Below are 12,561 nucleotides of genomic sequence, written 5' to 3' on the forward strand. Positions count from 1 at the left end.
ATGGATTGCGCACGGGACAAGTTCAGTGCCGTTCCGTCAAGGGCGGCCATTGCGGCGCGAAGATGGGACAGATCGACAGGATCAAGGGGCTGCGAAGGACAATTCCGCAGGAAGGCATGGATCGGGGAGGGCTCAGAAGCTCTTCACGAACGGGTCCAGCGCCTTGTCGAGCTGGTCGCCCCGGAGGTTCTTGGCCACGATGATCCCTTTCGGGTCGATCAGGAAGTTCATGGGGATCGAGTTGACACCGTAGATGCGTGCACCTGCGGAACTCCATGCGCCCAAGTCGCTCACATGGTTGGGCCAAGCCAGTTTGTCCTGTTCAATGGCGTGTTTCCATGCTGAGCGGCTCTTGTCCAAGCTTACGCCGTACACGGTGAAGCCTTTGGCATCCTTGAACTTGGCCTTGCTATACTTGTCATAGGCACGCACCACGTTGGGGTTTTCCCGGCGGCAGGGGCCGCACCAGCTGGCCCAGAAGTCCAGTAGCACGTATTGACCTTTCAGGGAAGACAGCGTGATCACTTTGGTGCTGTCCGGGTTGTAATAGGCCAGTTCCGGGGCTTTGTCGCCGATGGCCGTGCCGTCCTTGACCGGTCCGCCCTCGTCCATGCGTGAGGTAAAACCGAAAACGGCCAGCAAGGCCACACTGGCCACTAGGGCGATACGTGTCTTTGTCATCACGGAGGAGAGGTTCATGGTGCGAATTTAAGGTGCGCTGGAGGCGGCATCGCATCCATCATCGTGCCGGAATGGGAAAGTCGACCGGAGCGGTTCACCTTTTTTCTTTCCGCTTCCTTTTGCGTTCCGCCTTGGCCTCTTCCTTTTCCGCTTTGGATTTCTGCTTCTCCATTTCGGCGATCTTGGCGGGATCGCGCTCCAGCAAAGCGTTTAGGGCATGGTCCAGGTCATCGCCGTGGACGTCCATGGCGATCACTTTCCCTTGGGCGTCAATGAGCACGTTGGTCGGGATGAAGCGCACCTGGTAGGTGTTGGCGGCGCTGTTGATCCCGCTTTCCACCGCGCCCACATGCCAAGGCCAGTCCAATTGGTCCTGCTCGATCGCCTTCTTCCAAGCGTCTCCGCCACCGGCACGGTCCAAGCTCACGCTGAAGACGCGAAAGCCGCTGGCATCGGTGAAGAGGCTGTCCTTGTAGGCGTGATAGGTTGCACGCACGTGCGGGTTCTCCATGCGGCAGGGCCGGCACCAACTGGCCCAGAAGTCCAGCAGCACGATATGCCCGCGAAGGTCCGAAAGGCGCAGGGTGTCGCCTGCGGGGTCGGGCATGGCGATGTCCGGGGCCTGTTGCCCCACAGTGATGCCGCTAAGCCGTTCCTGGGCATGCGCCGTGTGGAAGGCGATAGTGCCGAGAACGACAAGGCAGGTGATGAATGAAAATTTCATGGGGCGAAGATCGTGTTCAAGGTGATGCGCTGATTTATTGAGTTCATGGAAGGGGTGGAGGTAAGGGAAGTCATGGACGAGATGGTGGAAAAGGAAGATGAGGTCTACATAGCTCCGTTCCACCTTTACACCCCTTACACCCCTTACCTCCCTTACCTCCCTTACCCCCGTTACCTCTGCGCCCTCTTCATGGCAGCCGTTCGATCTTCGCACCGATAGCGTTGAGCCGCTCCGCGATGCGCTGGTAGCCCCGGTCCACCTGCTCGATGTTGTGGATAACGCTGGTGCCCTCAGCGCTGAGCGCGGCGATCAACAGGGAGACCCCCGCACGGATGTCCGGGCTGGTCATGGTGATACCGCGTAAGGGCTGTCCAAAATCGTGGCCGTTCACCTGCACGCGGTGGGGGTCGCAGAGGGTGATCTGCGCGCCCATTTCGATCAGTTTGTCCACGAAGAACAGGCGGCTCTCGAACATCTTCTGGTGGATCAGCACGCTGCCCTTCGCCTGCGTGGCGGTGACGATCATTATGCTGATGAGGTCGGGCGTGAAGCCGGGCCACGGCGCATCGCTGATGTTCATGAGGCTGCCGTCGATGAAGCGGGTGATGGCGTAGTGGTCCTGCGCGGGGATGTGGATGTCGTCGCCTTTGCGTTCCACTTGAATGCCCAACCGCCGGAAGGTGTCGGGAATGACGCCGAGATGCTCATACCCCGTGTCCTTGATGGTGATGGCACTGCGGGTGAGGGCGGCCATGCCGATGAAGGAGCCGATCTCGATCATGTCGGGGAGCAGGCGATGCTCCGTGCCACCGAGTTCATTCACGCCATCGATGTGGAGCAGATTGCTGCCGATGCCCTGGATCTTGGCGCCCATGCGCACGAGCATGCTGCACAATTGCTGCAGGTACGGCTCGCAGGCGGCGTTGAAGATGGTGGTGCGGCCTTCGGCAAGCACGGCGGCCATTACGATGTTCGCGGTACCGGTCACGCTGGCTTCGTCCAACAACATGTAGGCGCCTTTCAGCCGTTTCGCCTCCGCCTTGAAGAAGCCTTCCTTAGCATCGTAGTTGAAGGTTGCCCCCAGCTTTTCGAAGCCGATGAAGTGCGTGTCCAACCGGCGCCTGCCGATCTTGTCGCCGCCCGGTGTGGGGATGTAGCCGCTGCCGAAACGGGCGAGTGAAGGTCCCACTACCATCACACTGCCGCGCAACCCGCCGCCCATCTGCTTGAACTCGGGCCGCAGGAAAAATTCCAGGTCTACGGTCTTCGCTTGGAAGCGCCAATCGCCTTCGCCGAGCTTTTCCACCTCCACGCCCATGGCGCGCAGCAGGTCGATCATCTTGTTCACGTCCACAATATCCGGCACATTACTGATCCTTACCGGCTCGCTTGTTAACAGCACGGCACACAATACTTGCAGCGCTTCATTTTTCGCGCCTTGCGGAATTAGCTCACCACTGAGGCGATGGCCTCCTTCGATCTTGAAACTTCCCATGTTGCGAAACAAGGAAGGGAAGGGGCGTATCCGGCGTAGCAAGCGGGAATGCTTTCAACAAGTGGATGTAGGTGACGGAGGAATGCCCGGTCAGACCCGCCAGCGATATTGGAATGTCAAATACAAGGAGTAGTCGCGGGTCATGAGCCCGAACTCACGGTCGGTGATCGAATAGCACGGGACCATTCCCGAAAGCTCCAAGGCAAGATCGGAATGGTCCAAATGCCAGATCCGCCCGCCGCCGGCAAGGAGAGGGATGTACGTGCTGTGCGATGAAAAGTCAAAATGACGTTGCTCCCCGGAATACTTGTATGTCAACTCGCCCTCGGATCGACGTCGGTCGATGCCGAACCCGGAGGCCACTTTCCAATACCATTCCATGGATCTTTGTCGGTGGTTGAACGTTCGTTGAAAGCCGAGGGAAATGGAGACATGACTTTCGTGCGCGTTGATCCGCCAAGTTGAAGAGGTGGTATCTCCGATGGCCAGATTCCGGGGACCCTGTACATAGATGAAATGGTCGACGTGGGGAATGTGATAAGCCCCATCGGCGGTCCAGTAGTTCCGCTTCTGTGGACTATACGTCGCACTTGCGCCGATCCCGTAAGCGATATAACGTGGTGAGCCCCGGAACAACGCCAAGTCCGCTCGCGGCCCAATTGTCCATTGACCCAATGCCGGTGCAATGAAGCATAGTAGTGAAAGGTAAAAAAGCCCGAACCTGAACATGGCTATTGGAACGGCAACCGCTCCGAGCCTATTGCTTCACAAGTGCTATCTCCGTTCAGAAAGACCTCTTCTATCCTCAGTAAAGGTCTCTCAAACAGATCTCCAGCCGAAGCGATCGCAGCAAAGGCATTCCATCATCTGATTCTTTGATCATCTGATCGACGCATTGGGAACCTAGTACCGCTTCTTATTCCGGTTGCGGTAGCGCTTCTTATTTCCACCACCACCACTGTTGTTCTTGTGGCGTTTGCGCACAGGGTCCACGGCATTCTTGGGCCCGTTCCTTTGGGCCTGGAGCAATGCATCGGTACTGGCCAGCTGCTGTTCCGGTTCCAGCTTCAACTCGCCTTTCCCGAGGTCGGCGAGGTCCTTCAATATCGCGCCGTCGCCCACGCTGTCGCGGTTCCAAGTAAGGAACTGCTTCTTCATCTGGTTGGCGATCATCAGCGTGAAGGCCGCCTTTTCCGGGCCTTCCTCCATCGCGGCGCACTGCTCGATCATGCGTTCCACCAGCTTGCCATAGTGCCCGAAGCGGATCGTGGTCTTGGGATAGGCCACTGGCTGTGGCTTGGACTTAAGGCCTTCCGCGGTGGGCACGGGGTAGGGGCTGTCCACATCGAGGGCGAAGCCGGCCATCACATGCATGTGGTCCCAGAACGTGCGGTCACTGTTCTCATTGCTGCGCAGCTGCGGGTTCAGCTTGCCGATGGTCTGCACGATGGCGCGGGCCATGCGGGTGCGCTTCTCCTTGTCCTCCTCCTCCATGCAAAGCTCCACCATGCGTTGCACATAGCGTCCGTACTCGGGAATGATCAAGTGGTTACGCTGGGTGTTGTAGTCGAATGCGAAGCTCATGCGGGAAGAAGTCGGGTGGGCCGGTAAAGATTCAATAGGCGCGTCCGTTAGGGAGGGCCAAGGTCCGATAGGCATCGGACGTGGTGGGCCAAATGTAGGGGAATAGGGCGAATAGTTCTCAGCGCCTCGGCGTCTCTGCGTCCTAATTCAACACCTTCAATTTCGCGAAGCGCAACAACAGCTGCTTCTGCCCGGCACTGGGGAAGAAGATCGTGGCCTTCTGGTCCGGTGGTGCACCTTCCACCTTCACCACTTTGCCCTTACCGAACCGGGCATGTTCCACGGTGACGCCCTCTTGGATGTCGGCAGCAACGGCTTCGCCCAATGTGCTTGTTGCTTCCAAAGGTGAGCCCGAGGTGGAGATCTTCTTCAGGTTCCGCTTCATAGGCGGAGGTGCCGCGCTTGTGGCAGCAGGGCGGCTACGTTCCTGAATTGGTGCTCTGCGCGCAGGGGCGGTTGAAGCCGGGCGTTCGGTAAAACCGTTCCGCTCAGCGAAGGAAGGCCCCCGGCTGCTCCGATAGGCATCGGAGCTCGGCATCTCGTGACGTGTCGGGAGTTCCAAGTACTTCTTGTCGATCTCCTGCAAGAACCGGCTCGGCTCGGCGCTCTGGAGCGTGCCCCATTTGTAGCGGCTGGTCGCATAGCTCAGCGTGGCGCGTTTCTCCGCGCGTGTGATCGCCACGTAGAACAAGCGGCGCTCTTCTTCCAAGTCGGCGCGGCTTTGCACGGCCATCATGTTCGGGAAGAGGTTTTCCTCCAGACCAACGACATAAACGTACGGGAACTCCAAGCCCTTTGCGCTGTGAACGGTCATCAGGCTCACACGGTCCTGGTCGTTCGGGTCGTTGTTGTCGGCGTCGGTGAGCAGCGCCACATCGATGAGGAAATCCGGCAGGGTGCGCAGCGTCTGCTCGCCATCGGCCAGCGTTTCGGGATCCACACCCGGTTCAGCGGCCCCTGAGCCTGTCGAAGGGTCGCTGAACTCCTTCATGCCGTTCAGCAGACCTTGGATGTTCTCGTAGCGGCTCACGCCCTCTGGGGTCTTGTCCGCGAAGAGGTCCTGCAACAGGCCGGTGGTGCGTGCGATGTACTCGCCGAGGGCGTATGCACTTTGCGTCTCCAGCATCGTCTGGAAACTACGGATCATCATCACGAACTGCGCGATCTTCTTCTTCAAGCCTTCGTGCAGGCCCACTTCTCCGAGATGGTCATGGATGATGTCCCAGATGCTCTTGTCGTGCTGGTTCGCGGTCACCATCAGCTTTTCGATGGTGCTCTGCCCGATGCCGCGCGCCGGATAGTTGATCACACGCTTCAAGGCCTCCTCGTCGTTGGGATTGCAGGTGAGGCGGAAGTAGGCGATGAGGTCCTTCACCTCCTTGCGCTGGTAGAAGCTGAGGCCGCCGTAGATGCGGTAGGGGATGTTCATCTTCCGCAGCGCTTCCTCCATGCTGCGGCTCTGCGCGTTGGTGCGGTAGAGGATCGCGAAGCCGTGGTTCGGCACCTGCTCGTGCATCTTGGTGCTGAAGATGTCGTTCGCCACGAAGCGGCCTTCCTCGTTGTCGCTCACGCTGCGGACCACCGGCAAAGGCGTGCCTTCCTCGTTGGCCGTCCACACGGTCTTATCGAGACGCTCGCGGTTCTTCTCGATCAGGCTGTTCGCCGCGTTCACGATGTTCTTCGTGCTGCGGTAGTTCTGCTCCAGTTTGAAGACCTGGTGCTCCGGGTAGTCCTTCTTGAAGTTGAGGATGTTCTGGATGTTCGCCCCGCGGAAGGCATAGATGCTCTGGCTGTCGTCGCCCACCACGGTGAGGTTCTGGTGCCGTGCCGCAAGGGTGCGCACGATGTTGTACTGCGCGAGGTTGGTGTCCTGGTACTCGTCCACGAGGATGTACTGGAAGCGCTGCTGGTACTTCAGCATCACGTCCGGGTGGTCGCGGAAGAGGATGTTGGTGAGGAAGAGCAGGTCGTCGAAATCCATGGTGCCGGCGCGGAAACAGCGTGCGGCATACTGCTGGTAGATCAGGCCGATCTGCGGGCGCATGTTGGCGGCGTCGCTGCTCATCAGCTCCACGTTCTCCAAGTAGTCCCTCGGCCCGATGAGGTTGTTCTTCGCGATGCTGATGCGCCCATGCACCAAGTTGGCTTTGTAGAGCTTCTCGTCCAGATTGAATTCCTTCACGATCGTGCGGATCAGCGAGCGACTGTCGTCACTGTCATATATGGTGAAGTCCTTCGGATAGCCCAGCTTGTCGGCCTCGGCGCGGAGGATGCGTGCGAAAACACTGTGGAAGGTGCCCATCCAGAGACTTTGCGCCTCGCCGCCGGGCACCAGCTTGGCGATGCGTTCCTTCATGCTCTTCGCCGCCTTGTTGGTGAAGGTGAGCGCGAGGATGCGGAAGGCATCCACGTCTTTGGTGAGGAGGTGTGCGATCCGTACGGTGAGCACGCGGGTCTTGCCGCTGCCGGCCCCTGCGATCACCATGGTGGGGCCTTCGGTGGCCTCCACGGCGGCGAGCTGGGCGGGGTTCAGCCCTTTCAAATGATCCATGTGCCGCCAAAGTTAGCGGGCAGGACGGGGTGGGGAAGGGATGTTGAAAAGGTGCGGTCTTCGCTTTGTGTTAGTCATAAGGTGCGCTTTCCGAGCGATCTTGCGAAAGCGGAATATTCCGGCGACCTATACAGGCCGTAACCTCTCGCTATTGATCGAACTGCTATTGTAATGTCCGCAACCCGTTGGAAAGTTGGAGCGATGATGCGTGCCGTGCTTCCGCACGACTAACCGTGCTTCCGGGTCCCGGGCGCCCGGTACCAAGCCACCCTTCCGGTCCCGGTGCGCATGATCGATCCGGCATCGACCGCATCCGCCAGGTCTCTGCTAGCTGTTGCGGTGGAAAGCTCGGGGAAGGCGTTGCGGTAATCCTTTCGGGTAAAACGTCCCCGGTCACTGCCCGAAATGAAAGTGGAGATGCGGTCAGGTCCTGTCAGCACTGGCCGTTCGCGAGTGAGCAACTCGTGCAGAGCCTCATCGATCCGCTCCATCATATAGGTAATGAAAACGCCGCAGTCCTCCTGGCGGTCGGCATGTTCCATGGCGGCGTAGTATCCGTTGCGGCCGCGTTGGATGAAGCCTTCCAACGGGAGGTAAGCGAACACGGGCCATTGCCGCATCAACATCAGCTTTTGCCAGAGCCGCGCGATACGGCCGTTCCCTGCGGTGAAGGGGCGGAGGTTGATCAGGCCGTAGTGCAGCACACAGCTGGTGATCAACATGGGGGCCTCGTCATTCTCCGCGAAATGCAGCAACTGTTCCACCTGACTGGAGATGTTGCCACCGGCCGCTTTGCGGGTCCCCGGCCGGTCACCGTAGATCACCTCCATGGCCCCGGTGCGGTATTGGCCGGGGTCCAGCGCCAGCCCGTGCATCAGCTCGCCGTGGGCGTGCCTGAGGTCATGGCCCATAAAGGGGTCCAGCGTGGGAAGGAGGTCATAGAGGCGGATGGTGTTCAGGACTTCCAGCACGGCCGAGCTGGAGGTATGCGGCATATGGCCGTCCAACAGCTCCGCAATGGACCTCCGGTCCAATGGATTGTCCTCCAAGGCTAGGGTGGCGTGTATGGTGCTGACCCGGTGGGCCCGCTTCAGCAGGGGAGAGGGGTGGTGAAGATGGGCGGCACGCACCTCGCCGAGCCGCTCGGAGATGGAGGCCAAGAGGGACAGGGTCTGCGGCGTGAGGGAATAGGTGGTCGGGTACACAATAGTATCAAATGATACCATCAAAGGTAGCGTTTTGTCTGAATATTGCGAAGTTTCATAGGGATATGAACAGCTCGGGCAGATCAGTTTGTTTGGTGTAAAGTGCTGTATAACAGACACATAAGATGAGGTAAGAGCGGTCAATCAGGACTGAATGCCACTTTTTCACGGTTGCGCTTGAAACATTTTACCCCCCTCCCCTTGGTCGTCTGGGGGAAACCGCTACATTTGCAGCCCGAATTTTGCCGGAGGAAATGGGCAAAATCGTTGATAAACAGGACGAAACGGAGCTTCATGCCAACCATTCAACAGCTGATCCGCAAAGGCCGCAAGGTCCCCACCGTCAAGAGCAAGTCCATTGCCTTGACCCAGTGCCCCCAACGCCGCGGCGTATGCACCAAGGTGTACACGACCACCCCGAAGAAGCCGAATTCCGCACTTCGCAAGGTGGCCAAGGTGCGCCTCTCCAACAAGATGGAGGTGATCGCCTACATCGGTGGAGAGGGCCACAACCTGCAGGAGCACAGCATCGTGCTGGTGCGCGGTGGCAGGGTGAAGGACCTTCCCGGTGTGAAATACCACATCGTTCGCGGTGTGTTGGACACCAGCGGGGTAGAGGGCCGGAACCAGCGCCGCAGCAAGTACGGCACCAAGCGCAAAAAGGCAGGCGCCGCCAAAAAGTAACGGTCTACACTCAGAACGATGCGTAAGAAAGCAGCCAAGCACAACACGCTCCCCGACCCGAAGTTCGGTCAGGTGCAGGTGACCAAGTTCGTGAACAACCTGATGTACGACGGCAAGAAGAGCAAGTCGTTCGACATCTTCTACAGTGCCATCGATATGGTGGCTGAAAAGACCGGCGAGGACGGCATGGATACTTTCCGCAAGGCCATCCAGAACGTCACCCCGCAAGTGGAGGTGCGCAGCCGTCGCGTTGGCGGGGCGAACTTCCAGATCCCCCAGCCGGTGCGTGAGAGCCGCAAGGAGAGCTTGGCAATGAAGTGGTTGATCGGTTACAGCCGCAAGCGCAACGAGCGCAGCATGGAGCAAAGGCTCGCCAACGAGATCATGGCCGCCGCCAAAGAAGAGGGTGCGGCTTTCAAGAAGAAAGAGGAAGTACACAAGATGGCCGAGGCCAACAAGGCGTTCAGCCACTTCCGCTTCTAAACACAGCAGACCCCCAGGACCCCACATGGCCCGCGACCTCAGATACACGCGCAACATCGGCATCATGGCGCACATCGATGCCGGCAAGACGACCACGTCGGAGCGCATTCTTTATTACACAGGCCTCACGCACAAGATCGGGGAGGTGCATGATGGCGCGGCCACCATGGACTGGATGGCGCAGGAGCAGGAGCGTGGCATCACGATCACCAGCGCTGCCACCACCACCGCCTGGAAATACCGCGGCAACGAGTACAAGATCAACCTGATCGACACCCCGGGCCACGTGGACTTCACCGTGGAGGTGGAGCGCAGCCTGCGCGTACTGGACGGTGCCGTGGCGCTGTTCTGCGCCGTTGGTGGCGTGGAGCCCCAGAGCGAGACCGTGTGGCGCCAGGCCAATAAGTACAAAGTGCCCCGCATCGGCTTCGTCAACAAGATGGACCGCAGCGGTGCGGACTTCTTCAAAGTAGTGGCCCAGATCAAGAGCCGCCTCGGTGCGAACCCGGTGCCTTTGCAAGTGCCCATCGGCGCCGAAGCGGGTTTCCTTGGCGTGGTCGACCTGGTGAATAACCACGGCATGGTCTGGAACGAGGCCGACCAAGGCATGACCTGGTCGGAAGTCCCCATTCCTGAAGACCTGAAGGACACCGTGAAGGAGTGGCGCGACAAGTTGATCGAAGCCGTCGCCGAAAGCGACGACAAGTTGATGGAGAAGTACTTCGCTGATCCGGACAGCTTGACGGAGGCGGAGATCATGAACGCCATCCGCATCAGTACCATCAACATGAGCATCACGCCGATCCTCTGCGGGTCAGCGTTCAAGAACAAGGGCGTGCAGACCATGCTCGACGCCGTGATGGCCTATCTGCCCAGCCCCATGGACATTGAGGCTGTTACCGGCACCGACCCTGACACGGGCGAGGAGCTGTTGCGGAAGCCTAGCGTTACCGAGCCGATGGCCTCTTTGGCGTTCAAGATCGCCACGGACCCCTTCGTGGGCCGATTGGCCTTCTTCCGCTGTTACAGTGGCAAGGTGGACGCGGGCAGCTATGTGCAGAACATGCGCACGGGCAAGAAGGAGCGCATCAGCCGCATTTTCCAAATGCACTCCAACAAGCAGAACCCCGTGGACGTCATCGAAGCCGGTGACATCGGCGCGGCCGTCGGTTTCAAGGATATCCGTACCGGTGACACGCTGTGCGACGAGAGCAAGCAGATCATCCTCGAGAGCATGAGCTTCCCCGAGCCGGTGATCGGTATCGCCATCGAACCCAAGACCCAGGCCGACCTGGACAAGATGGGACAGGCGTTGGCCAAACTGGCCGAGGAAGATCCGACCTTCAAGGTGAATACCGATGAGGAGACAGGCCAGACCGTGATCAACGGTATGGGCGAACTGCACTTGGAGATCTTGGTGGACCGTATGAAGCGCGAGTTCAAGGTGGAACTCAACCAAGGTGCCCCCCAAGTGAAATACAAGGAGGCCATCACCGGAACGGTGGAGCACCGGGAACTGTACAAGAAACAGACCGGTGGCCGAGGCAAATTCGCGGACATCCACGTGCGCATCGAGCCACAGACGGACCCCGCCAAGATCGGCTTGGAGTTCGTCGATTCCATCAAGGGTGGATCCATCCCCAAGGAATTCATCCCCTCGGTGCAGAAGGGCTTTGCGAATTCGTTGCAGAACGGTGTGTTGGCAGGGTACCCCATCGAGAGCATGAAGGTGACCTTGTACGACGGAAGCTTCCACAACGTGGACTCCGACGCACTGAGCTTTGAGATCGCTGCGAAGAGCGCCTTCCGTTCGGCGGTGCCCAAAGCCAAGCCGATCCTGCTCGAGCCGATCATGAAGATCGAGGTGATCACGCCCGAGGAGAACATGGGCGACATCGTCGGCGACCTCAACCGTCGTCGCGGACAGATCCAAGGCATGGAGGACCGTAGCGGCGCAAAGGCGATCAAGGGCACGGTGCCTTTGAGCGAGATGTTCGGCTACGTCACTTCCCTGCGTACCCTGAGTTCCGGCCGTGCCAGCAGCACCATGGAGTTCAGCCACTATGAGCAGGCTCCCAATAACATCACCGAAGCCGTTTTGGCCAAGGTCCGTGGTAAAGTTTCAGCATAAGTCGACCCTTAAGTGATGACCCAAAAGATCAGGATCAAGCTGCGGTCTTACGATCACAACCTCGTCGACAAGAGCGCCGAGAAGATCGTGAAGACGGTGAAGAGCACGGGTGCCGTCGTCAGCGGCCCCATCCCGTTGCCCACGCACAAGCGTATTTTCACGGTGCTGCGTTCGCCGCACGTGAACAAGACGGCTCGGGAGCAATTCCAACTGTGCAGTTACAAGCGGCTGATGGACATATACAGCTCCAGCAGCAAAACCATCGATGCGCTGATGAAACTGGAACTCCCCAGTGGCGTGGACGTGGAGATCAAGGTCTGACCGTAGAAAGATACGCGGAGCGCTACGATAGATAGACAGCAAGTGCAAGGGCGGTGGAAGCATCGCCCCCAACAAAAAGAAAAATGAGCGGATTGATCGGAAAAAAGGTCGGGATGACCAGCCTCTATGACACGGAGGGCAACCTGTTGGGTTGCACCGTGCTTGAGGCCGGCCCCTGCGTGGTGACCCACGTGAAGACCATTGAAAAGGACGGCTACAATGCCGTTCAGCTGGCCTATGGCGAGCGTGGCGAGAAGAACGCCACTTCCGCGGCCATCGGCCACTTTAAGAAAGCTGGCACCACGCCCAAGGTGAAGAGCCATGAGTTCAAGGAGTTCACCGAAGAGTTGAAACTGGGCGACAAAGTGGACACCGACATCTTCCTGGAAGGTGGCTTTGTCACAGTCACCTCCGCTAGCAAGGGTAAAGGTTTCCAAGGTGTGGTGAAGCGCCACGGCTTCAGCGGTGTTGGCGAAGCCACCCACGGCCAGCACGACCGTTCACGCGCTCCCGGTTCATTGGGCGGCTCGTCCTACCCGGCGCGCGTGTTCAAGGGCCTGCGCATGGCAGGTCGCATGGGCGGCAACAAGATCACCACGGAGAACCTCCGAGTGGTGAAGATCGACAAGGAAAGAAACCTCATGGTCGTTCATGGCTCCATTCCCGGGCCCAAGGGCGGAATTGTGATCATCTGGAAGTAAG

General features: G+C 59.0%; 12 protein-coding genes. 5 read left to right on the plus strand and 7 right to left on the minus strand.

Annotated elements, in window-relative coordinates:
* Window positions 1-132 precede the first annotated feature (132 nt).
* The 7 genes from IPP95_14580 to IPP95_14610 all read right to left on the minus strand — a co-directional run bounded on the left by IPP95_14580 (window position 133) and on the right by IPP95_14610 (window position 8,261).
* A complete protein-coding gene (locus IPP95_14580) occupies window positions 133-699 on the minus strand; it encodes a TlpA family protein disulfide reductase (protein ID QQS72375.1) in 567 nt (188 codons plus the stop codon).
* A gap of 76 nt (window positions 700-775) precedes the next feature.
* Complete coding sequence (locus IPP95_14585) at window positions 776-1,405, minus strand: TlpA family protein disulfide reductase (GenBank protein QQS72376.1); 630 nt, start codon at window positions 1,403-1,405, stop codon at window positions 776-778.
* Window positions 1,406-1,592: 187 nt separating this feature from the next.
* On the minus strand, window positions 1,593-2,900 hold the full coding sequence (gene murA / locus IPP95_14590; GenBank protein QQS72377.1) for a UDP-N-acetylglucosamine 1-carboxyvinyltransferase: 1,308 nt from the start codon (window positions 2,898-2,900) through the stop codon (window positions 1,593-1,595).
* Window positions 2,901-2,990: 90 nt separating this feature from the next.
* On the minus strand, window positions 2,991-3,281 hold the full coding sequence (locus tag IPP95_14595) for a hypothetical protein (GenBank protein ID QQS72378.1): 291 nt from the start codon (window positions 3,279-3,281) through the stop codon (window positions 2,991-2,993).
* Window positions 3,282-3,803: 522 nt separating this feature from the next.
* Window positions 3,804-4,484 (minus strand): DUF4290 domain-containing protein, encoded by a 681-nt coding sequence (locus tag IPP95_14600; GenBank protein QQS72379.1) that lies wholly within the window; start codon window positions 4,482-4,484, stop codon window positions 3,804-3,806.
* Window positions 4,485-4,626: 142 nt separating this feature from the next.
* Window positions 4,627-7,035 carry a UvrD-helicase domain-containing protein gene (locus IPP95_14605; GenBank protein ID QQS72380.1) on the minus strand — a complete coding sequence of 803 codons (2,409 nt, stop codon included), beginning with the start codon at window positions 7,033-7,035 and terminating at the stop codon, window positions 4,627-4,629.
* Window positions 7,036-7,262: 227 nt separating this feature from the next.
* Window positions 7,263-8,261 carry a Fic family protein gene (locus IPP95_14610; GenBank protein ID QQS72381.1) on the minus strand — a complete coding sequence of 333 codons (999 nt, stop codon included), beginning with the start codon at window positions 8,259-8,261 and terminating at the stop codon, window positions 7,263-7,265.
* Between the two features lie 273 nt (window positions 8,262-8,534).
* Here IPP95_14610 and IPP95_14615 point away from each other — a divergent pair, with 273 nt between their 5' ends.
* The 5 genes from IPP95_14615 (at window position 8,535) to rplC (ending at window position 12,560) form a co-directional block, all read left to right on the plus strand.
* Window positions 8,535-8,924 carry a 30S ribosomal protein S12 gene (locus tag IPP95_14615; GenBank protein QQS72382.1) on the plus strand — a complete coding sequence of 130 codons (390 nt, stop codon included), beginning with the start codon at window positions 8,535-8,537 and terminating at the stop codon, window positions 8,922-8,924.
* 18 nt (window positions 8,925-8,942) lie between these two features.
* Window positions 8,943-9,407 (plus strand): 30S ribosomal protein S7, encoded by a 465-nt coding sequence (gene rpsG, locus IPP95_14620; protein ID QQS72383.1) that lies wholly within the window; start codon window positions 8,943-8,945, stop codon window positions 9,405-9,407.
* A gap of 25 nt (window positions 9,408-9,432) precedes the next feature.
* A complete protein-coding gene (gene fusA / locus IPP95_14625) occupies window positions 9,433-11,538 on the plus strand; it encodes an elongation factor G (GenBank protein QQS72384.1) in 2,106 nt (701 codons plus the stop codon).
* 15 nt (window positions 11,539-11,553) lie between these two features.
* Entirely contained in the window at window positions 11,554-11,859 is a 306-nt protein-coding gene (gene rpsJ / locus IPP95_14630; protein QQS72385.1) for a 30S ribosomal protein S10, read from the plus strand.
* 83 nt (window positions 11,860-11,942) lie between these two features.
* Window positions 11,943-12,560, plus strand: coding sequence for a 50S ribosomal protein L3 (rplC, locus tag IPP95_14635; GenBank protein QQS72386.1), 618 nt, complete (start codon window positions 11,943-11,945; stop codon window positions 12,558-12,560).
* Window position 12,561: the final 1 nt, after the last annotated feature.

It is taken from the genome of Flavobacteriales bacterium (assembly GCA_016700415.1).
Classification (GTDB): Bacteria; Bacteroidota; Bacteroidia; order Flavobacteriales_F; family PHOS-HE28; genus PHOS-HE28.